Origin of the sequence: Microbacterium sp. A8/3-1, assembly GCF_040267695.1 — a bacterium.
In the GTDB taxonomy this organism is placed as follows: domain Bacteria; phylum Actinomycetota; class Actinomycetes; order Actinomycetales; family Microbacteriaceae; genus Microbacterium; species Microbacterium luteolum.
This window is the reverse complement of the sequence record NZ_CP158357.1, coordinates 926,119-946,315: the sequence shown is the minus strand read 5'-3', so window position 1 is coordinate 946,315 and position 20,197 is coordinate 926,119. Positions and strand designations below refer to the sequence as shown.

Here is a 20,197-nt window from a genome sequence, read left to right as displayed (position 1 = left end):
CGAGGCTGGTTTCATAGCGTTATGGCGATCGAACACGACTACTTCGGACTCCTCTCGTCAGGACCCGACGGCTCGATCTTCTGGTCGGAGACCGTCGAGCTCGGCGATCAGAGCGTCACCGTCGATCTGACGGCTCCTGACCAGGACGACGTGTCCGCTGACGCGCTCGACATCGCCGCGAGCCTCATCGCGGGCCTGGAGAGCGTCGACGACACCGCGCGTCGGGGAATGCTCTCCGAGGTGGACGATCGCACGAGTGAGGTGACCGAGTACATCCTCCAGCAGCAGGAGACCTACGGTGAGGATCTCCCCGAGGTGCTCGTCGACGTATCGGGCGATGCCGCGGTCGACATCATCCGTTCGCTGCGGCTGATGAGCATGACGATCCTCGCCGACGAGCACGGCGGCTCGGAGCCTTTCGCCGTTCTCGAGTACGCACTGGACGACAGCTCGACCGACGACGTCCTGCTCGTGAACCTCGGTTCCGACGGCAGTGTTCAGTCGGTCATGAGCGCCGACTAGACCGCCTGCGCGAAGCCCAGGTCCGCGCTCTCGGCGATGTGCGCCAGGTGGGCGGGGATCTCGCGTCCTTTCGACGCCATCGACTGCGCCCACAGTCGGCCGGCGCGGTACGACGAGCGGACGAGGGGTCCCGCGAGCACGCCAAGGAAGCCGATGCGCTCGGCCTCCTCCTTGAACTCGACGAACTCGGCGGGCTTGACCCAGCGGGCGACCGGAAGGTGGCGCGGCGTGGGGCGCAGGTACTGCGTGATCGTGATGATGTCGCAGCCGGCGTCGTGCAGATCCTGCAGAGCCTGGACGACCTCTTCGGGCTCTTCGCCCATACCGAGGATCAGATTCGACTTGGTGATGAGTCCGGCGTTGCGACCCTGCGTGAGCACGTCCAGCGACCGCTCGTAACGGAATGCCGGCCGGATGCGCTTGAAGATGCGGGGCACCGTCTCGACATTGTGCGCGAAGACCTCGGGGCGCGCGTCGAAGATCTGGCCGAGGAAGGCCGGATCGGCGTTGTGCTCGTTCGCGAGCAGTTCGACACCGGTGTTCGGGTTGAGCTCGTGGATCTTGCGGACCGTCTCGGCGTTGAGCCACGCGCCCGTATCGGGCAGGTCGTCTCGGGCGACGCTCGTCACGGTGGCGTACCGGAGGTTCATCCGCTGGACGCTCTCGGCCACGCGGCGCGGTTCGTCGGTGTCGTATGCGTCGGGCTTGCCGGTGTCGATCTGGCAGAAGTCGCAGCGCCGCGTGCACTGGGAGCCGCCGATGAGGAACGTCGCCTCCCGGTCCTCCCAGCACTCGAAGATGTTCGGGCATCCGGCTTCCTGACACACCGTGTGCAGATCCTCGCTCTTCACGAGGGAGTGCAGGGCGGTGTACTCCGGGCCCATCTTCGCCTTGGTCTTGATCCACTCGGGCTTGCGCTCGATGGGCGTCTCGGCGTTCCGGATCTCGAGGCGGAGGAGCTTGCGCCCTTCGGGTGCGGCGGTCATGCGGATGCTCCTGCGAGGTCGGCGTAGTCGGTGGTGAAGGCGGCGATCACGGCGTCGACGAGATCGGCCGGGGTGACCGTCCGGCCCACGACCTCGCTCACCGTGGTGACGCCGGCGTCGGTGATCCCGCACGGGATGATGTCGCGGAACCCGGCGAGCGAGTTGTCGCAGTTGATCGCGAAGCCGTGCATCGTCACACCCTGCTGCACACGCACGCCGATGGCGGCGACCTTGTCCTCGGAGAGGGGGCGGCGCACCCAGACACCGCTGCGGCCGTCCACCTGGTAGCCCTCGACGCCGAACGGGCGCAGGACATCGATCAGCAGACGCTCCAGACGGCGGACGTGGGCCACCACGTCCATGGGCTCGGGCAGCCGGACGATCGGATAGCCGACGAGCTGCCCCGGTCCGTGCCAGGTGATCTTACCGCCGCGGTCGACGTCGACCACGGGCGTGCCGTCCTGAGGGCGCTCCTGAGGCTCGGTCCGCTTGCCGGCCGTGTAGACGGCCTCGTGCTCGAGCAGGATGAGAGTGTCGGGTCGGGTGCCCTGCACGACGTCGGCGTGGACGCGACGCTGCAGCTCCCATCCGTCGGTGTACGGCACGGGGTTCGGTGCGAAACCCGGAGTGAGGATGTCGAGCATCATTGCCACCTTCATGGGGTAGTTGGATTGCGTCTAACAATACCCCTCATCCGTGCGGACGGCTCAGGGCCCCGCGACGGGCGGTACCGTGAAAGCATGAACTCCACCGGTCGCGCGGGTCGCCCCAAGGCGTCGTCGCGGGAGACGCTCGCCGAAGCGGCGTGCGAGCTCTTCCTGGAGCGCGGCTACGACGCGACCTCGGTGGCTGACATCACCCAGCGCGCCGGGGTGAGCCGCTCGAGCTTCTTCAACTACTTCACCTCCAAGAGCGACGTGCTGTGGTCGGGCGTGGACGAGCGGATCGGGCACGCGATCACGTCACTCGAGAGCCTCGGCAGGCACGCGACAGGAGACGCCGTGCGCGGCATCCTGCTCCTCGTCGTACGGGATTTCGAACCGGACCCCCTCGCCCTCGCCCTCCGGAACGCGGCGGCGATGGGCCTGCAGGAAGAGCTCGTGCGCGACACCGGCCTGCGACTCGCTCGGCTCTCCACAGCGGTCGCCCGAGCCGCCAGTGCATCGGGCGTCGACGTCGTCCGCGCCGATATCCTCGGAGCGGCCCACGCGGCCGCCGTGCTGTCCTCGCTGCGGGTCTGGGCGGAGCACGGCGCCGGCCAGGGCACGCCCGAGGCTGTCCTGCTGCGGGCGCTCGGCACGATCCACGATCTGCCCTGGGCGGATTGAACCTCACCGACTCGGATCGGCGCGCGGCTCCGCTCGCGTAGAATCGACAGCACCATGGCTACCTTTGGCACGCTCTCCGATCGGCTCACCGAGACCTTCCGCAACCTTCGCACGAAGGGGAAGCTCACCGCGGCCGACGTCGACGGCACCGTGCGCGAGATCCGTCGCGCGCTGCTCGACGCCGACGTCGCGCTCGTCGTAGTGAAGGACTTCACCGCCAAGGTGCGCGAACGCGCGCTCGGCGACGAGGTGAACAAGGCCCTCAACCCCGCACAGCAGGTCGTGCAGATCGTCAACGAGGAGCTCGTGCAGATCCTCGGCGGCGAGCAGCGGCGTCTGCAGTTCGCGAAGACCGCGCCGACCGTGATCATGCTCGCCGGCCTCCAGGGTTCGGGAAAGACGACGTTCGCCGGAAAGCTGGCGAAGCAGCTCGAGGGCGAGGGTCACACCCCGCTTCTCGTCGCCGCCGACCTGCAGCGACCGAACGCCGTCAACCAGCTGCAGGTCGTCGCGCAGCAGGCCGGAGCCGCGGTGTACGCGCCCGAGCCCGGCAACGGCGTCGGTGACCCGGTCAAGGTCTCGCGCGATGGCGTCGAGCACGCCCGTCGCCAGCAGCACGACGTGGTCATCATCGACACCGCCGGCCGTCTCGGCGTCGACGCCGAGCTCATGAAGCAGGCCTCCGACATCCGCAAGGCGGTGGACCCCGACGAGGTCCTGTTCGTCATCGACGCGATGATCGGGCAGGACGCGGTCAACACCGCGAAGGCGTTCCAGGAAGGCGTCGACTTCACCGGCGTCGTGCTGTCGAAGCTCGACGGCGACGCACGCGGTGGCGCGGCGCTCTCGGTGGCATCCATCACCGGCCGTCCGATCATCTTCGCCTCGACGGGTGAGCGTCTCGAGGACCTCGAGCCTTTCTACCCCGACCGCATGGCGAGCCGCATCCTCGACCTCGGCGACATCCTCACCCTCATCGAGCAGGCGCAGAACGCCTTCGATGAGGAAGAGGCCACGAAGATGGCCGAGAAGCTCGCGAACGAGGCCTTCACCCTCGAGGACTTCCTCGACCAGCTTCAGCAGATGAAGAAGATGGGGTCGATGAAGAAGATGCTCGGGATGCTCCCGGGCATGGGCCAGATGAAGCAGCAGCTCGAGGACTTCGACGAGCGCGAGATCGACCGTACCGAGGCGATCATCCGCTCGATGACGCCGGTCGAGCGCCGCAACCCGAAGGTCCTCAACGGCTCACGCCGCCTGCGCATCGCCCGCGGCTCCGGCATGACCGTGACCGATGTGAACCAGCTCGTCCAGCGCTTCGAGCAGGCCGCGAAGATGATGAAGACGGTCGCCCGCGGCGGCACCCCGAACATCCCAGGTATGGGCGCGGTGCCCGGGATGGGCCGTCCCGGCGCGTCGTCGAAGCGGGGGAAGAAGGGCAAGTCCTCCGGGGGCTCGCGCTCCGGGAACCCGGCCAAGCGTGCGGCCGAGAACGCGGGTATCGCCTCGACCACGGCGCCCACCGGCTCCGGGTTCGGTCTCGGCGGTGGCGGCGCTCAGGCACCGAGCGAGGCCGACCTCGCCGAGATCCAGAAGCTGTTCGGCAAGGGCTGAGCCGCTCTCAGCGCTGCGGCGCCAAGGCGGCCGTGGGCTCGACCGGCGGCACGGTCGCGCGCGCTTGACGCGCGAAGACCTGCCCCAGCACGAGCGCCGCGAGCGTGATGGTGAAGCCGACGGCCTGGATGGGCGTGAAGGCCTCTCCGGCGACCAGGGTGCCGAGGACCGTCGCGACGATGGGGGAGAGCAGCGCGAGCAGGCCGGGGGCGATCACCGGCAGCTGCTGGATGCCGCGGAACCAGAGCGTGTAAGCGACGATCCCTCCCGCTGTCCCCAGCCACAGGTAGCCGAGGGCGGCGCCTCCGTCGATGGTCGCCGGGACGCCCTCGACGAGCAGCGTGACGGGCAGCAGCAGGAGTCCTCCGGCCGTGAGCTGCCAGCCCGCATACCCGACCGGACCGACGCCGTTCGGGCGACCCCAGCGCTTGGTGAGGATCATGCCGACTCCGGTGGCCGAGACGCCGCCCAGAGCCGCCAGGATGCCCCAGAGGTCCAGTTCGGCGGCCGGCCCGAGGACGACGAGCGCCACGCCGCCGGCACCGGCGACGGCTGCAGCCGCTGTGGTCGGACGGATCCGCTCCTGCAGGACGAGGGCGCCGAGCGCGAGCACGATCAGCGGCTGGGCACCGGCGACCGCGGCGGCGACGCCACCGGGGAGCCGTTCCGCCGCGAGGAACAGCAGCGGGAAGAACGCGCCGATGTTCAGGGCTCCGAGCACCAGGGACTTCCACCACCACGCGCCATGGGGGAGCTGTCGACTGATCGCTACGGCGAGGAGTCCGGCAGGGAGCGACCGGAGCAGCCCGGCGAACAGCGGATGCCCGGCGGGCAGGAGTTCGGTGGTGACGAGATACGTCGTTCCCCAGGCGATCGGGGCGAGGGCCGTCAGCAGGACGATCGTCAGTCGGTTCATGCTCTCAGCCTCCTCGCCGCACGACGATGAGTCCAACGCATGCTTGTCACCGCAATCATGAAGAGGGATCATGAGCACATGGACCTGCAGCAGCTGCGTTACGTCGTCGAGGTGGCAGCGACATCGAGTTTCACACGCGCGGCGGAACGGTGCTTCGTCACGCAGTCGGCGCTCAGCCACCAGATCGCCGCGCTCGAACGCGAGCTCGGCCAGCGGCTGTTCGTGCGTTCGAGTCGCAGCGTCCGCCTGACCGAGGCGGGCGAGGCCTTCGTCCCGCACGCCAGGGCTGCTCTGCTCGCGACGGAGCAGGCCAAGGAGGACGCAGCCGCGGCCGCCGGTGAGATCGTCGGCACGCTTCGACTCGGCGTCATTCCGACGGTGACGGCTGTGGATGTCCCCGCTCTGCTCGTCGCGTATCGGGCCGCACATCCCGCGGTTCGCGTGGAGCTGCAGGTCGGGAACAGCGACGCGTTGATGGCGGCGATCCGCGCCGGCGAGCTCGATGTCGCCTTGCTCGGGCTCCGCGAAGATGTCCAACCGAGCGGCGTCGCCTCGAGGCTGCTCGTCACCGAGAGCCTGGTGGCCGTCGTCCCGTCCGCACATGTCCTGGCGAAGTCGGCATCCGTCAGGATCCGCGACCTCGCCGGCATGACCTTCGCCGACTTCCCCGCGGGGACGTCCGGGCGCGCACAGAGCGACGCGGCGTTCGCGGCTGAAGGTGTGGCCCGCGATGTCGCCTTCGAAGCCGACTCGGCCGAGCTCATCCTCGGGCTCGTCGCGGCGGGGCTCGCGGTCACGCTGCTCGCCCCTGGCGTGGTGGCCCGTTCCACGGCCTACGTCGTCACGGTCGACGTGCGCCGTGGTCCGGTGCGGGTGGAGTACGTGGCCTGGGATGCCGCCGCGCCTCGCAGCGTCGCCCGCGCCTTCCTGGCGGTGCTCGAGGAGTCCCCATCCGCACACGAAGAAGCGGGCCCGGAGAAGACTCCGAGCCCGCTTCCTGGTGTTGCGACTACTTCACGTCCTCGTCGACCCAGTCCATCGACTTCGTGACGGCCTTGCGCCACAGGCGCAGCTGACGGTCGCGTTCGCCGTCTTCCATCGACGGCTCCCAGCGCTTGTCCTCCTGCCAGTTGGCGGAGAGGTCGTCCAGGCCGTTCCAGAAGCCCACCGCGAGGCCCGCGGCGTAGGCGGCACCCAGCGCGGTGGTCTCGGCGACGACCGGACGGACGACCGGAACGCCGAGCACATCGGCCTGGAACTGCATGAGCGCGTCGTTCGCGACCATGCCGCCGTCGACCTTGAGCTCGGTGAGGTCGACACCGGCATCGGCGTTGACCGCGTCGAGCACGTCGCGGGTCTGGAACGCCACGGCCTCGAGGGCCGCGCGCGCGATGTGGTTCTTGTTCGCGTACCGGGTGAGCCCGACGATGGCACCGCGAGCATCCGGGCGCCAGTAGGGAGCGAACAGTCCGGAGAACGCGGGCACGATGTAGACGCCCCCGTTGTCCTCGACCTGCTCGGCCAGCTTCTCGACCTCGGGGGCCGAGGAGATGATGCCGAGCTGGTCGCGCAGCCACTGGATCAGCGAGCCCGTGACGGCGATCGATCCCTCGAGCGCGTAGTGCGTCGGTCCGTCGCCGAGCTTGTACCCGACGGTGGTGAGCAGCCCGTTCTTCGAGTGGACGATCTCCTCGCCCGTGTTGAAGATCAGGAAGCAGCCCGTGCCGTAGGTGTTCTTGCTCTCACCCGTGTTGAAGGCGGCCTGACCGAACGTCGCAGCCTGCTGGTCGCCGAGGATACCGGCGATCGGCGTCTCGCGCAGCAGCGACGAGTCCTCCGCATTCCCGTACACCTCGGACGAGGAGCGGATCTCCGGCATCATCGAGCGCGGCACACCGAATGCCTCGAGGATGTCGTCGCGCCACTCGAGCGTCTCGAGGTCCATGAACATCGTGCGGGAGGCGTTCGTGACGTCTGTCGCGTGCACGCCGCCGTCGACGCCGCCGGTGAGGTTCCACAGCACCCAGCTGTCCGTGGTGCCGAAGGCCAGGTCGCCGGCCTCCGCCTTCTCGCGGGCGCCGTCGACGTTCTCCAGGATCCAGGCGATCTTGGTGCCGGAGAAGTACGTCGCCAGCGGCAGGCCGACGATGTTCTTGAAGCGGTCGCCTCCGCCATCGGCTGCGAGGCGGTCGACGATCTCCTGCGTGCGCGTGTCCTGCCAGACGATCGCGTTGTAGATCGGCTTGCCGGTCTTCCGGTCCCACACCACCGCGGTCTCGCGCTGGTTGGTGATGCCGATCGCGGCGATGTCGTGACGGGTGAGGTCCGCGCGGCTCAGCGCGAGCCCGATGACCTCCTGGACGTTGCGCCAGATCTCGGCGGCATCGTGCTCGACCCAGCCGGCCTTCGGAAGGATCTGCTCGTGCTCCTTCTGGCCCGACTCGATGATGCTGCCCTTCTTGTCGAAGATGATGGCACGGCTCGAGGTCGTTCCCTGGTCGATGGCGATGATGTAGTCAGCCACTGTGCTTCTCCTTTGAATAGCGTGCGGATGCGTGATGCGTCAGCCGGCGAGGCCGAGCAGCGCGGGTGCGGCGAGGGCGGCGATGACACCACCGATGAGCGGGCCGACGACGGGGACCCACGAGTAGGACCAGTCGCTGGAGCCCTTGCCCTTGATGGGCAGGATGGCGTGCGCGATTCGCGGGCCGAGGTCACGGGCCGGGTTGATCGCGTAACCGGTCGGTCCACCGAGCGAGGCGCCGATCGCGACCACGAGCAGCGCGACAGGAAGGGCCGTGAGCGGTCCGAGGCCTCCGGGCGTGCCGACCTCGATGTCGCCGTAGTCGGCGAACGCGAAGATGACGAACACCAGCACGAACGTGCCGATGATCTCCGTGATGAGGTTCCAGCCGTAGGAGCGGATCGCGGGGCCGGTCGAGAAGACGCCGAGCTTGTTGGCGGCCTCCGGCTCCTCGTCGAAGTGCTGCTTGTAGGCGAGCCACACGAGGATCGCACCGATGATCGCTCCGAGCAGTTCTGCACCGGTGGCGGTGAGGAACATCACGAAGGAGATCTTGCCGGCGACCAGGAGGCCGATGCCGACGGCGGGGTTGAGGATCGCACCGGAGTACGCGGAGACGAGCACACCGGCGAAGACCGCGAGGCCCCATCCCCAGTTGACCATCAGGAAGCCGCCGGCGAAGCCCTTGTTCTTCGCGAGAGCGACGTTGGCGACGACACCACAACCCAGGAGGATCAGCATCGCTGTGCCGACGAGCTCCGACAGGAAGTAGAGACCGAGATTCACATCAGCCATGTCTTCATTGACCTTTCTTGAGTGTCGGGGCCCCTCTGCCCCGACACGGTGAGGGAGTTGCGTCGCAAGGAGGGCGACGGTCGGATCTCTCGTCAGCCGCGGGCGCGGGACGAGATGTGAAGACCATGTCGTTCGTTCAGCAGCACGCGGGTCTGCTCGAGCTCGGCGTCGTGCCGCGCACGGTCCCACCCGAGGAGAGGGGCCAGCGCATCGGCGATCTCGTCGAGCACGTCGGCATCCGCGTTTCCGATGAAGGCGATGCTCGTGCGGCGGAGGATCACGTCCTCCAGGCGCGTCACCATCTCGTGCTCGACCATCCACTCCAGCTCGCGGGTGGAGAGGTCGCCGCCGGCCAGCGGTGCATCCGCACCCTGCTCGACGTACGCCCAGACCTGTGCGGCGCGCGTGCCGTATCGGGCGAGGAGACGCTCGGCGCGCGGACCTGCACCCGGGAGGTTCTCCTGGATCCAGATGCGCTTGGCCTTCTCGGTGCGCGGGAAGTCGCGTCCGCCGCCGATGGCGCGTCCGGCCGTCGAGACGGTGCGGGTGCGGTCGATGAGGCCGAGGACGATGTCGGAGAGCGATTCGCCCAGGGCGCGGAACGTCGTCCACTTGCCGCCGACGAGGCTGACGAGCGGCACGGAACCCTTGTCGTCGACCTCGACGCGATAGTCGCGCGACACGAAACCGGGAGCGGTATCCTCGTGCCGCGGCAGGGGCCGGATGCCCGAGAACTTGTACACGATCTGATCGCGCGAGACCGGGATGCTCGGGAAGACGTGGTGGACAAGCTCGAAGAAGTAGTCGACCTCTTCGTCGGTGCAGACAGCCACTTCGCGCGGGTCGGCGTCGATGTCGGTCGTGCCGACGAGGACCCGTCCCTTGAGCGGGTAGATGAGGACGATGCGTCCATCGGAGTGCTCGAAGAAGATCTCACGGCTCTGCGTCGCCTCGAGCAGTTCCGGGTGATCGAGCACGATGTGCGAGCCCTTCGTGCCGCCCATGAACCGGCTGTCGACGCCCAGCGCGTCGTTGGTCAGGTCGGTCCAGGGGCCGGATGCGTTCACGACCACGTCGGCCTTCACGGAGAATTCCGTGCCGCTCTCACGATCGCGGAGCACAACGGTGTCGCCGTCGCGCGCGATGGCCTCGACGTAGTTGAGCGCGTGCGCTCCCGGGTGCGCGGCGAGGCCGTCCTGCAGGACGTCGAGCGCGAGACGCTCCGGGTCGTGCATCGACGCGTCGTAGTACGTGGCGGTGTACTTGATGTTCGGGTCGAGCGAGGGGAGCTCGGCGAGGGACTTCTTGCGTCCGAGGAAGCGGTGGCGCGGCACCATGCCGCCGTCGCGAGAGAACGTGTCGTAGATCGTCAGGCCGACCTTGATCAGGAACGCGCCACGCTCCTGCGGCTTGCCGCTCTTGTGCGTGAGGAAGCGCAGGGGAGCGGAGAGGATTCCGGAGAACGTCGAGTAGATCGGGATCGTCGTCTGCAGGGGCTTGACGTAGTGCGGGGCGATCTTCAGGAGGCCGTTGCGCTCCTGGACCGACTCACGGACGAGGCGGAACTCGCCGTTCTCCAGATAGCGGATGCCGCCGTGGATCATGTGGCTCGACGCCGCCGAAGCGCCCGACGCGAAGTCGCCGCGTTCGACGAGGAGCACATCCACACCCTGAAGGGCCAGGTCCCGGAACGTCGAGATGCCATTGATCCCGCCGCCGATGACGAGGACGCTCGTCCTGCCGGATTCGCGGATATCGCGGACCTCGGCCCGCTCCGCCGATGAGTGTGTCGAATCGTTCATTCTCGAACTCTCTTCCTTGCTTGCCCCCAGCATCGACCTCCACGACCGCCGTGCGCAACCCCACTGCACATATGTGCAAGGATCGAGGTCGAGGAGGTTGTCATGTCAGGTCCCGGAGCGCAATCACGCGACGCGAAGCTGATCGCGGCGCTCACCGCTGCGCAGCTCTACTACATGCAGGACAAGACGATGGAGGTCATCGCGCAGGAGCTGCACACATCGCGCTCCTCGGTCTCGCGTCTGCTGAGCTTCGCCAGGGAGAGCGGGCTGGTCGACATCCGCATCAACTCACCGCTGGAACGGCTCGGCATGCTGGAGCAGCGCATCCGCGACCGCTACCGCGTCGCCGCTCACGTGGTCCCGATGCCGGAGATCGTCAGCGAGGTCGAGCGCCTGGAGCGAGTCGCGCTGACCGCAGGACGCCTTCTGTCGCAGTTCGTCGACTCCAACATGATCATCGGCGTCGCCTGGGGTTCCACGATCAGCGCGGTCAGCCGCGGGCTCACGCAGAAGGAGACGCACAACACGACGTTCGTGCAGCTCAACGGGGCGGGCAACACGCAGACCAGTGGCGTGGAGTACTCCAGCGACATCCTGCAGCGCTTCGGCAGCGCCTTCGGCGCCCAGGTGCAGCAGTTCCCGGTGCCGGCCTTCTTCGACGATCCGGCGACTCGCGAGGCGATGTGGCGGGAGCGCAGCACGCGGCGCGTCCTCGACCTCCAGGCGAAGATGGACATCGCCGTGTTCAGCCTCGGCTCGCCGGCGGCCGAGGTCCCGAGCCGCGTGTACGTCGGCGGCTATCTCGGCCGCGAGGACTACCGGAGCCTCCGCGAGGATCACGCGATCGGCGACGTCGCGACGGTCTTCTTCCGCGCCGACGGCACATGGCGGGACATCCGTGTCAACGCGCGGGCGACGGGACCCGGGCTCGACCGCCTCCGTCGTGTACCGCGGCGGGTCTGCGTGGTCTCCGGCATCCCGAAGCTCGTCAGCCTGCACGCCGCGATCGCGGCCGAGCTCATCACCGACGTCGTCCTGGACGAAGGGCTGGCGCGCCGGCTCCTCGAGGACTGAGCGCTATCGCTCCTCGATCGACGACTCGGGTCCCGATCGGAACTCTCGGATCAGGTGCTGCACCACGGCGCCGAGGTCTCCGGCCGTCGCATTCGCGATCGTGAGCTGGCGCTCGTAGCTCGCGCCGTCTTCCAGAGTGGTCGCGATGCTGCCGAACTCGCGCACGCACCCGAGCTCCACCGCCACCGGCGCGAGCTCCTCGAGAATCTCCGAGAGGTGCTCGCGGACCGGACGCTGTCTTCCCGCCGCGTCGACGATCACGCGAGCGTCCATGCCGTACCGGGCGGCTCGCCACTTGTTCTCCCGATGGAACCAGGCCGGCATCTCCGGAAGCGTGCGCCCCTCGTCGAGCTGCCGGGAGAAGTCCTCGACCAGCACCTGCACGAGAGCGGCGACCGAGGCGAGCTCGGGCAGCGTGGACATGCCGTCGCAGGCGCGCACCTCGATGGTTCCCCAGCGCGGGGCGGGCCGGATGTCCCAGCGCACCTCCGTGGCATCGGCCATGACGCCGGTGCGGACCATGTCGTCGAGATACGACTCGTACTGCGACCAGTCGTGCAGCGGCCAGGGGAGTCCGGCTGTCGGCAGCTGCTGGAACACGAGCGCACGGTTGGACGCGTAGCCGGTGCGCTCGCCCGCCCAGAACGGGCTCGAGGCCGCCAGAGCCTGCAGATGGGGGAGGAAGCCTGCGAGCGCGTTGATGATGGGGAAGACCTTGCGGTGGTCCTCGACGCCGATGTGCACGTGGATGCCCCAGATCATCATGTTGCGCCCCCACCACTGCGTGCGCTCGATGAGGGTGTGGTACCGCGTCTTGTCGGTCACCTCCTGGTCGTACCACTGCGCGAAGGGGTGGCTTCCAGCCGACAGGAGTTCGATCCCCGCGGGGTCGGTGGCCGAGCGGACCGCGGCGATCGCGTTGGCGATGTCGTCCACCGCGTGCGCGACGGAGTCGCCGATGCCGCTGGTGACCTCGATGGTGTTCGTGAGCAGCTCGCCGGTGACCGTGTGGCGCTCGTCGGCGCTCTCCTCCTCCAGGGCATCCAGCAGCTCGGGAGCGCGTCCGACGAGGTCACCGCTCACGGGATCCGCGAGCATGATCTCCCATTCGATGCCGACGGTGGATCGGGCGGAGGGGGCGAACTCGAGCTTCACGAGCACAGTCTGACACGCAGGCGTGGCGACACGGTCAGCGCCGTTTCCCCGCGTTTCGCGACTGGGACGGGGATCTGGCAGAATAGAAGGTCGGACGACCTGCTCGACCCTCTATCCAGCTGTCGTCCACCCATTGAGCTTCCGCCGGGTGTGCACCCCACGCTCCAGGCGATCAGTTCCTTCCTTCCACACAATTCAGGAGAATCGTGGCTGTAAAGATTCGTCTCAAGCGCCTGGGCAAGATCCGCGCTCCGTACTACCGCATCGTCGTCGCCGACTCGAAGACCAAGCGCGACGGTCGCGTGATCGAGGAGATCGGCAAGTACCACCCCACCGAGGAGCCCTCCTTCATCGAGGTCGACTCCGACCGCGCGCAGTACTGGCTCTCCGTCGGCGCGCAGCCGACCGAGCAGGTCGCCGCCATCCTCAAGCTCACGGGCGACTGGGGCAAGTTCAAGGGCGACAAGGACGCGAAGTCGACTGTCAAGGTCAAGGAGCCCAAGGCTCCCTTCGAGATCGACGGCTCCAAGAAGTCGGTCGTCAAGCCCAAGGTCGAGAAGAAGGCAGAGGCTCCCGCTGAGGAGGCTCCCGCCGCTCCCGCCGCCGACGCGGAGGCCGCTGAGGCTCCCGCCGCCGACGCAGAGTAATCCGTCGTGCTCGCCGCCGCGCTCGAACACATCGTCAAGGGGATCGTCGATCACCCGGAGGATGTCCGCATCAACGAATCCACGTCGCCGCGAGGCGACCTCCTCGAGGTGCGCGTGCACCCCGATGACCGTGGACGCGTGATCGGGCGCGGCGGCCGCACGGCCAAGGCCCTTCGCACCCTCGTCAGCGCTCTCGCCGACGGGCGCCGGGTCCGCGTCGACGTCGCGGACGACTGACGTGGTGTCGAAGGACCGCAACCAGGGCAAGAACCAGCTGCGCGTCGGGCGTCTCGTCAAGGCCCATGGCCTCAAGGGCGCCCTGAAGCTGGAGCTGTACACGGACAATCCGGAGCGACGTTTCGTCCCCGGCGCCGCGTTCACGGTGCAGGTGCCTGAGGCATCTCCGTGGCACGGCAAGGACATCACCGTCCGCGAATATCGCGTGATGAACGGCAACCCCGTCGTCTTCTTCGACGACGTCGACGACCGCGAAGGTGCCGAGAGCCTGGTCAAGGCGATCCTCTGGATCGATCAGGATGACGACGAGGTCGAGGACGACGCCTGGTTCGATCACCAGCTCGTCGGGCTGGACGTGGTCCGCGAGGACGTCGTCGTGGGGCGTGTCTCGCGCGTCGAGCACTTCCCGGCCCAGGATCTCCTCATCGTGAAGTCCGGCGACAAGGAGGTCATGGTCCCGTTCGTCGCGGCGATCGTGCCGACCGTCGACGTCGCCAACGGCCGCGTCATCGTCACGCCGCCTCCCGGGCTCTTCGAGGAGCTGCCGGATGCCGAGCCGGAAGACGCCTCGGACGCCGACGCGTCCGAGTGACCGCTGATACGGTTCCCCCGTGCGCATCGACGTCCTCTCGATCTTCCCGTCGTACTTCGACGGGCTGACGCTCTCGCTCCTCGGCAAGGCCAGGGACGCCGGCATCCTCGACCTGCACGTCCGGGATCTGCGCGACTGGACCTCCGACCGTCACCGCACGGTCGACGACACGCCTTACGGCGGTGGTGCCGGCATGGTCATGAAGCCGGAGCCCTGGGGTCTCGCGCTCGACGAGCTCGCGGCGGCGCCTTCCGCGTCCGCCGATGCCGAGCGCCCGACCATCATCTTCCCCTCGCCCGCGGGCGAGGTCTTCACTCAGGCGACCGCACGCGAGCTGTCCTCGCGTCAGCACCTGATCTTCGGCTGCGGTCGTTACGAGGGCATCGACGAGCGCGTCTTCGAGTACGCCGCCGACCTCGGTGAGGTGCGACTGATCAGCCTCGGAGACTACGTGCTCAACGGTGGCGAGGTCGCCACGATGGCGATGATCGAGGCCATCGGACGCCTCATCCCCGGGGTCGTCGGCAACCCCGAGAGCCTCGTCGAGGAGAGCCACGAGGACGGTCTTCTCGAGTACCCCTCGTACACGAAGCCCTCGAGCTGGCGGGACCGCGCCGTGCCTGACGTGCTCCTCAGCGGCAACCATGCGGTCATCGCCTCCTGGCGTCGCGATCAGCAGCTCGAGCGCACGCGCCGCCGGCGACCGGATCTGCTGCCTGACGAGGATCGCTCCGAGTCCTGAGCCGTTCTCGCCGGTCAGAGCATGCGCTCCGCACCGCGCTCGATCTCGAAGATCACTCCGGGCGGATGCCGCAGCGCCAGCGCGCCGTTCGGATCGAGGCCTCGCAGCTCGGCGCGCAGCATCCGCCCGATCATCTCGTGACTCACCAGCAGCGGGATGCCGTCCGACGCCCATCCGCAGGTGCTGAGCGCCTTCCGTGCCCTGGCGCGCGCCTGGGCATAGCTCTCGCCTCCGGGGAACGCCCACCCCCAGCGGTTGTCGGCGCGCTCCTCGCGCGCGGTCGGATACTGCTCGTCGATCTCCTCCCAGGTCATGCCGGCGAGCTTCCCGTGGTCGAGCTCCGCCAGTTCCGGGACTTCGACGACCGCGACGCCGAGGCTCTCGGCGATGATCCGGGCGGTGCGCAGCGCTCGTCCGAGCGGACTCGAGCACACGGTGCCGATGCCCGAACCGACCAGACGTCGCGCCATGGATTCGGCCTGAGCGACGCCGTCATCGGTGAGAGGAGAGTCGAGTTGTCCTTGCAGGCGATGTTCGAGATTCCAGGTGGTCTGGCCGTGCCGCGCCAGGAAGACACGCTCCGGCACGTGGCGGTCCTGCGGAATCATGGACTCAGAATGACACACCCCGGCCGCGGTCGGCGTGCGGATGATTCCGGCGCCGCTGATACCGTCGGATCATGGCCGTCGACGCACTCGCCCGCTCCTTCGAATGCATCGGAGATGACTACGACCGCTACCGACCGGGGTTCCCCGATCGTGCGGCGGCCATCGTCATCCCGGGGAGAGTCGAGGCCGTGCTCGATCTGGGCGCGGGAACCGGCAAGTTCACCGAGCTGCTTCCGGTTCGCGCGACGCGGGTCGTCGCCGTCGAGCCGTCGGACCGGATGCTCGCGGTGCTCCGGAGCAAGCTGCCTCGGGTCGAGGCGCACATCGGCACAGCGGAGGAGATTCCCGCTGCCGACGCCACGATCGACGTGGTGACGGTCGCCCAGGCCTTCCACTGGTTCGACCGGGAAAGCGCCTGCGCCGAGATCGCGCGTGTGCTCGTGCCGGGAGGGACGCTCGGGCTCCTCTGGAACCATTCGGACCCCGGGTGCGAGTGGGATCGCGCGTGCCACCGGATCGCGCACCCCGCGGTCGGCGAATCCGATGCGACGACGGACACCGCGGACGAGGAGCTTCCGGGGTTCGAGTTCGTGCGGCGTGAGGAGGTCCGCTGGACGGAGACGGTGTCCCGCGAGCACTACCTGCGGCGCTGGGGGACCGTGAGCAGTTTCCTCGTCGCCGATGACGTCGAGCGAGCACGCATGATCGCCGCGGTCGAACAGGTCCTGGACGACGCGCCTGCCACGCGCGGTCGAACGGAGTTCGATGTTCCCCAGGTGACCGACGTGTTCGTCTACCGCCTCGCGGCTCCGGTCTGAGAACCGTCAGACGACGCCGAGGAAGGAACGATCGGTCAGGATGATCGGACCGTTCTCGGTGATCGCGATGGTGTGTTCGGAGTGCGCGCCGCGTGAGCCGTCGACGCTGCGCAGCGTCCAGCCGTCCGGATCCGTCACCAGCTCATCGGTCGTCGCGAGGAACCAGGGCTCGAGAGCCAGGACGAGGCCCGAGCGGAGAGGGAAGCCGCGGCCGGCGCGACCGTCGTTCGCGACGTGCGGATCCCCGTGCATCGTGCGGCCGACGCCGTGGCCGCCGAAGTCGGTGTTGATCGAGTAGCCCTCGCCGTGAGCGACCTCGGCGACGGCGGCCGAGATGTCTCCGATGCGGTTGCCCACGACCGAGGTGGCGATCGCGGCATCGAGTGCCCGCTCGGTCGTGTCGATGAGACGGAGGTCCTCTTCGCGCGGCGTGCCGACGATGAACGAGACGGCCGAGTCCGCGACCCAGCCGTCGACGGAGACGGCGAAGTCGAGGGTGACGAGATCGCCGTCGCGCAGGGTGTAGTCGTGGGGGAGACCATGCAGGACGGCGTCGTTGACCGATGTGCAGATGACCTTGCCGAAGGGGCTCGCCCCGAAGGACGGGTGATAGTCGATGTAGCAGGACTCCGCCCCGGCCTTGCGGATCATGTCGTGTGCGCGGCGGTCGATCGAGAGCAGGTTGGTCCCCACCTTCGTCTCGTCGCGCAGGGTCGCCAGGGTCTCGGCCACGAAGCGTCCGGCGGCGCGCATCTCATCGATCTCGGCAGGGGTGCGCAGTTCGATCATCGGGGTGTCCTCTCGTCCGTCCCATTCTCCCTGATGCGACAGCACCGGAGCCCCGCGCGCTCACAGCGAACACCGGGGCAGGCGCATGGTCGGCGTCGTACGATCTGAGCATGTGGTTGCGTCAGGCGTTCTTCCGCTGGCTCCTGCCGGCAGCGTTCGTGCTGCCCCTGTGGCTGCTGATCGGATGGGGAGTCTTCCAGGGCGGCTGGTCGATCCTCTGGGTGCTGCTGATCGCCATGCCGTCGGTCTTCGTCGGCCAGCTGGTGCTCACGCTCCTGACCCGCTCCCGGCCGTCCGTGCGCGTCGAGCGGGCTGTCTCCTGGTGGGACGTCGCCGGATTCACGCTCTGGCACGGTCTGACGATCGCCGTGGGGTTCTTCATCGACGGCGCCTTCGGGTGGCTGCTCGCGGCCGCGATCATCGTCGGGATCGGTCTCGTCTGGCTGCAGCTCTGGCAGCTCTGGAACGAAGCGAAGGGGAGCGGCGCGCGGTTGCGGGAGACGATCTCCTGGTCGACCATCCCGACGCCGGAAGAGCAGGCCCCGCAGACGCGGGCGCACGAGGTCATCGTGGTCAAGGAGACAGAGAACCGCGACTGACGCGTCGTTTTGGCCGCGGACTGCATCCGTGGCAGAATGAATGTTTGTGCCGTGACCGGCTCTGCCACAGGGGAGCCCGCGGACGCGTCAGCGCCGTACGGCACATCCCTTTTCTTGTTCCTTCCGAAAACATGCATCCGACCTGTGGCGAGTGCAGAGAGAGACGATCATGCAGATCCTCGACGCTGTCGACGCGGCATCACTCCGCTCCGACATCCCCGACTTCCACCCCGGTGACAACGTGAAGGTCCACGTGAACATCACCGAGGGCAACCGCTCCCGTATCCAGGTCTTCCAGGGCGTCGTCATCGGCCGCCAGGGCGACGGCGTGCGCGAGACCTTCTGCGTCCGCAAGATCAGCTTCCAGGTGGGCGTCGAGCGCACCTTCCCGGTGCACTCCCCGGTGATCGACCACATCGAGGTCGTCACCCGCGGTGACGTGCGTCGCGCGAAGCTCTACTACCTCCGCCAGCTCCGTGGCAAGAAGGCGAAGATCAAGGAGAAGCGCGACCGCTGAGTCGCAGCAACTCCACAGCACCCCGGGACACGATGTCCCGGGGTGCTTTGTTGTGTCCCGGGTGTGCGAACCTTGATACGGCCGCGATCTCGGCGGTGTCAGACTGCGAAGGAACCTCATGACCGACTCTCCGACCGCGACCGCGTCCGGGTCCAGACGCCGTCGGGGGTTCCTCGTCTTCCTCCGCGACGTTCTCGTCATCATCCTGATCGCCGCGCTGGTCTCGTTCGTGGTCAAGTCCTTCGTCGTGCGTTCGTTCTACATCCCCTCCGCATCGATGGAGCGCACGCTGCTCATCAACGATCGCATTCTCGTCGACGAGCTCACGCCGCGATGGACCGGCTACGAGCGCGGCGACGTCGTGGTCTTCAAGGATCCGGGCGGATGGCTCGACGCGCAGCCTCAGACACCGGCTCAGCCTCCTCTCGTGGAGGCCGTCGACTGGATCCTGAACTTCGTCGGCATCTCGGCGACGGATTCGCAGGACCATCTCGTCAAGCGGGTGATCGGGGTGGCCGGCGACCGCGTCGTGTGCTGCAACGCGCTCGGCCAGATCACGATCAACGGTGCGCCGATCGACGAACTCAGCTACCTGAACCTGCCAGAGGGCGACACCGCCGCCTCCAATGAGCCGTTCGATGTCGTCGTGCCGGAGGAATCCGTCTGGCTGCTCGGCGACAACCGTGACCGTTCCCGCGACTCGCGAGCGCACCAGGAGCTGCCCAGCGGCGGATTCGTGCCGCTGGCGAATATCGTCGGCAAGGCCTTCCTCACCACCTGGCCGTTCGATCGGATGGGTGCCATCGACGGTCACCACCAGATCTTCAACGGCGTCCCTGCCCCGGAATGACCGTCGCCACGCCGAGACTGACCCTGGAGCGCAAGCTCCTGGGGGAGTGCGACCTGATCATCTCCCTCGACGAGGTGGGGCGGGGAGCGCTGGCCGGACCCGTCGCCGTCGGCGCGGCGGTCATGGATGCGGCCGGTGCTCGCAGACGCGTGCCCGAGGGGCTCCGCGACTCGAAGCTCGTCACCGAGAAACGCCGGCCCGAGGTCGCGGCTCGGGCGGCCGCGTGGGTGCAGGCTTCCGCGGTCGGATGGGCGAGTGCGGCGGAGATCGACGAGGTCGGCATCATGCGGGCGCTCGGTCTGGCGGCGTCGCGCGCCGTGCAGGCGGTGGTCGACCAGGGAGTCGGGGTTGAGAACGCGCTCGTCCTGCTCGACGGAAACCACGACTACGTGTCGAAGGTGCACCCGGTGCCCCTGCGGGTGAGGCCCGTCATCAAGGCCGACCGCGACTGCGCGTCGGTGTCGGCGGCATCCGTGATCGCGAAGGTGGCGCGCGACGGCCTGATGACCGAGCTGCACGGCAGCCACAGCGAGTACCAATGGGACCGGAACAAGGGCTACGCGAGTCTCGAGCACCGTGAGGCGATCCGTGCGGTCGGGCTCTCGCCTTTCCATCGTGCTTCCTGGGCGATCACGGACGCTCCGACGCTGTTCTGACCGGAGGCGGTCGTCTTCGCTTGCACGGATGCCGCACCGGGGGTCGAGCGACTCTAGGATGGACACATCATGGATGAGGAAGCCTTCGACGACTACGACCGCGAGCTCGAGCTTGCTCTGTTCCGTGAGTACCGGGACGTCGTGTCCCAGTTCCAGTACGTCGTCGAGACCGAGCGTCGGTTCTATCTGGCCAATGAGGTCAACGTCGTACGCCGCGACACCGAGCACGACTTCTACTTCGAGATCTCGATGACCGACGTGTGGGTGTGGGACATCTACCGCGCCGACCGCTTCGTCAAGGCCGTGCGGGTGCTCACCTTCAAGGACGTCAATGTCGAGGAGCTCCAGCGGCGGGAGTTCGAGCTGCCGCAGGAGCTCTCGCTCGACGGCGAGTGACACCCTCTCTCCACAAGTCTCCGATCGGGG

The 20,197-nt window shown here is 68.0% G+C and carries 24 protein-coding genes; 15 read left to right on the top strand and 9 right to left on the bottom strand.

Features of this window, described 5'->3' with window-relative positions:
- Window positions 1-21: 21 nt before the first annotated feature.
- Window positions 22-522 carry a DUF2004 domain-containing protein gene (locus ABS642_RS04750; protein ID WP_282217286.1) on the top strand — a complete coding sequence of 167 codons (501 nt, stop codon included), beginning with the start codon at window positions 22-24 and terminating at the stop codon, window positions 520-522.
- Here the strand turns inward: ABS642_RS04750 and lipA are convergent.
- Both lipA and lipB read right to left on the bottom strand, forming a co-directional pair.
- Complete coding sequence (lipA, locus tag ABS642_RS04745; protein WP_350352434.1) at window positions 519-1,508, bottom strand: lipoyl synthase; 990 nt, start codon at window positions 1,506-1,508, stop codon at window positions 519-521. The two genes, ABS642_RS04750 and lipA, sit on opposite strands and share 4 nt — an antisense overlap.
- Window positions 1,505-2,152 (bottom strand): lipoyl(octanoyl) transferase LipB, encoded by a 648-nt coding sequence (lipB, locus tag ABS642_RS04740; RefSeq protein ID WP_350352433.1) that lies wholly within the window; start codon window positions 2,150-2,152, stop codon window positions 1,505-1,507. Before lipB ends, lipA begins: the two co-directional genes overlap by 4 nt.
- Window positions 2,153-2,248: 96 nt before the next feature.
- Here lipB and ABS642_RS04735 point away from each other — a divergent pair, with 96 nt between their 5' ends.
- A complete protein-coding gene (locus tag ABS642_RS04735; protein ID WP_350352432.1) occupies window positions 2,249-2,836 on the top strand; it encodes a TetR/AcrR family transcriptional regulator in 588 nt (195 codons plus the stop codon).
- 54 nt (window positions 2,837-2,890) lie between these two features.
- Window positions 2,891-4,450: a signal recognition particle protein gene (gene ffh / locus ABS642_RS04730; RefSeq protein ID WP_350352431.1), complete on the top strand. Its 1,560-nt coding sequence runs from the start codon at window positions 2,891-2,893 to the stop codon at window positions 4,448-4,450.
- Between the two features lie 7 nt (window positions 4,451-4,457).
- Here ffh and ABS642_RS04725 read toward each other — a convergent pair whose 3' ends face one another.
- Window positions 4,458-5,366 (bottom strand): EamA family transporter, encoded by a 909-nt coding sequence (locus ABS642_RS04725; RefSeq protein ID WP_350352430.1) that lies wholly within the window; start codon window positions 5,364-5,366, stop codon window positions 4,458-4,460.
- A 39-nt stretch (window positions 5,367-5,405) separates the two neighbouring features.
- Here ABS642_RS04725 and ABS642_RS04720 point away from each other — a divergent pair, with 39 nt between their 5' ends.
- Window positions 5,406-6,416 (top strand): LysR family transcriptional regulator, encoded by a 1,011-nt coding sequence (locus tag ABS642_RS04720; protein WP_350352429.1) that lies wholly within the window; start codon window positions 5,406-5,408, stop codon window positions 6,414-6,416.
- Here the strand turns inward: ABS642_RS04720 and glpK are convergent.
- The 3 genes from glpK to ABS642_RS04705 form a co-directional block, all read right to left on the bottom strand.
- Window positions 6,376-7,890 (bottom strand): glycerol kinase GlpK, encoded by a 1,515-nt coding sequence (gene glpK, locus ABS642_RS04715; RefSeq protein WP_350352428.1) that lies wholly within the window; start codon window positions 7,888-7,890, stop codon window positions 6,376-6,378. The genes ABS642_RS04720 and glpK overlap by 41 nt on opposite strands.
- Before the next feature lie 39 nt (window positions 7,891-7,929).
- Window positions 7,930-8,685: an MIP/aquaporin family protein gene (locus tag ABS642_RS04710; RefSeq protein WP_282217279.1), complete on the bottom strand. Its 756-nt coding sequence runs from the start codon at window positions 8,683-8,685 to the stop codon at window positions 7,930-7,932.
- 92 nt (window positions 8,686-8,777) lie between these two features.
- Window positions 8,778-10,487 carry a glycerol-3-phosphate dehydrogenase/oxidase gene (locus ABS642_RS04705; RefSeq protein ID WP_350352427.1) on the bottom strand — a complete coding sequence of 570 codons (1,710 nt, stop codon included), beginning with the start codon at window positions 10,485-10,487 and terminating at the stop codon, window positions 8,778-8,780.
- 102 nt (window positions 10,488-10,589) lie between these two features.
- On the opposite strand from ABS642_RS04705, the gene ABS642_RS04700 reads away from it, so the two are divergent.
- Window positions 10,590-11,561, top strand: a complete 972-nt coding sequence (locus ABS642_RS04700) for a sugar-binding domain-containing protein (protein ID WP_282217277.1) — start codon at window positions 10,590-10,592, stop codon at window positions 11,559-11,561.
- 3 nt (window positions 11,562-11,564) lie between these two features.
- On the opposite strand, the gene ABS642_RS04695 is transcribed toward ABS642_RS04700, so the two are convergent.
- Window positions 11,565-12,716: a glutamate--cysteine ligase gene (locus tag ABS642_RS04695; protein ID WP_350352426.1), complete on the bottom strand. Its 1,152-nt coding sequence runs from the start codon at window positions 12,714-12,716 to the stop codon at window positions 11,565-11,567.
- A gap of 206 nt (window positions 12,717-12,922) precedes the next feature.
- On the opposite strand from ABS642_RS04695, the gene rpsP reads away from it, so the two are divergent.
- From rpsP to trmD, 4 genes are read left to right on the top strand one after another with little or no spacing between them, the layout of a single operon-like run.
- A complete protein-coding gene (gene rpsP, locus ABS642_RS04690; protein WP_282217275.1) occupies window positions 12,923-13,363 on the top strand; it encodes a 30S ribosomal protein S16 in 441 nt (146 codons plus the stop codon).
- A gap of 6 nt (window positions 13,364-13,369) precedes the next feature.
- On the top strand, window positions 13,370-13,600 hold the full coding sequence (locus tag ABS642_RS04685) for an RNA-binding protein (protein WP_017830729.1): 231 nt from the start codon (window positions 13,370-13,372) through the stop codon (window positions 13,598-13,600).
- A 1-nt stretch (window position 13,601) separates the two neighbouring features.
- The gene (gene rimM / locus ABS642_RS04680; RefSeq protein WP_282217274.1) at window positions 13,602-14,192 is read left to right on the top strand and encodes a ribosome maturation factor RimM; all 591 of its coding nucleotides are present in this window, start codon (window positions 13,602-13,604) and stop codon (window positions 14,190-14,192) included.
- A gap of 19 nt (window positions 14,193-14,211) precedes the next feature.
- Window positions 14,212-14,934, top strand: a complete 723-nt coding sequence (gene trmD, locus ABS642_RS04675) for a tRNA (guanosine(37)-N1)-methyltransferase TrmD (protein ID WP_350352425.1) — start codon at window positions 14,212-14,214, stop codon at window positions 14,932-14,934.
- Window positions 14,935-14,948: 14 nt separating this feature from the next.
- Here the strand turns inward: trmD and ABS642_RS04670 are convergent, their stop codons facing one another.
- Window positions 14,949-15,542, bottom strand: coding sequence for a histidine phosphatase family protein (locus ABS642_RS04670; protein ID WP_350352424.1), 594 nt, complete (start codon window positions 15,540-15,542; stop codon window positions 14,949-14,951).
- Between the two features lie 71 nt (window positions 15,543-15,613).
- Between ABS642_RS04670 and ABS642_RS04665 the strand changes: the two genes are divergently transcribed.
- Window positions 15,614-16,360 (top strand): class I SAM-dependent methyltransferase, encoded by a 747-nt coding sequence (locus ABS642_RS04665; RefSeq protein WP_350352423.1) that lies wholly within the window; start codon window positions 15,614-15,616, stop codon window positions 16,358-16,360.
- Between the two features lie 6 nt (window positions 16,361-16,366).
- On the opposite strand, the gene map is transcribed toward ABS642_RS04665, so the two are convergent.
- The gene (gene map, locus ABS642_RS04660; RefSeq protein WP_350352422.1) at window positions 16,367-17,149 is read right to left on the bottom strand and encodes a type I methionyl aminopeptidase; all 783 of its coding nucleotides are present in this window, start codon (window positions 17,147-17,149) and stop codon (window positions 16,367-16,369) included.
- Between the two features lie 110 nt (window positions 17,150-17,259).
- Between map and ABS642_RS04655 the strand changes: the two genes are divergently transcribed.
- The 5 genes from ABS642_RS04655 (at window position 17,260) to ABS642_RS04635 (ending at window position 20,167) form a co-directional block, all read left to right on the top strand.
- Window positions 17,260-17,748, top strand: coding sequence for an MFS transporter permease (locus ABS642_RS04655; protein WP_350352421.1), 489 nt, complete (start codon window positions 17,260-17,262; stop codon window positions 17,746-17,748).
- A 169-nt stretch (window positions 17,749-17,917) separates the two neighbouring features.
- The gene (gene rplS, locus ABS642_RS04650) at window positions 17,918-18,265 is read left to right on the top strand and encodes a 50S ribosomal protein L19 (protein ID WP_350352420.1); all 348 of its coding nucleotides are present in this window, start codon (window positions 17,918-17,920) and stop codon (window positions 18,263-18,265) included.
- A 118-nt stretch (window positions 18,266-18,383) separates the two neighbouring features.
- Entirely contained in the window at window positions 18,384-19,115 is a 732-nt protein-coding gene (gene lepB / locus ABS642_RS04645; protein WP_350352419.1) for a signal peptidase I, read from the top strand.
- Entirely contained in the window at window positions 19,112-19,771 is a 660-nt protein-coding gene (locus ABS642_RS04640; protein ID WP_350352418.1) for a ribonuclease HII, read from the top strand. Before lepB ends, ABS642_RS04640 begins: the two co-directional genes overlap by 4 nt.
- Window positions 19,772-19,840: 69 nt before the next feature.
- Window positions 19,841-20,167, top strand: a complete 327-nt coding sequence (locus ABS642_RS04635; RefSeq protein ID WP_017830719.1) for a DUF2469 family protein — start codon at window positions 19,841-19,843, stop codon at window positions 20,165-20,167.
- Window positions 20,168-20,197 lie beyond the last annotated feature (30 nt).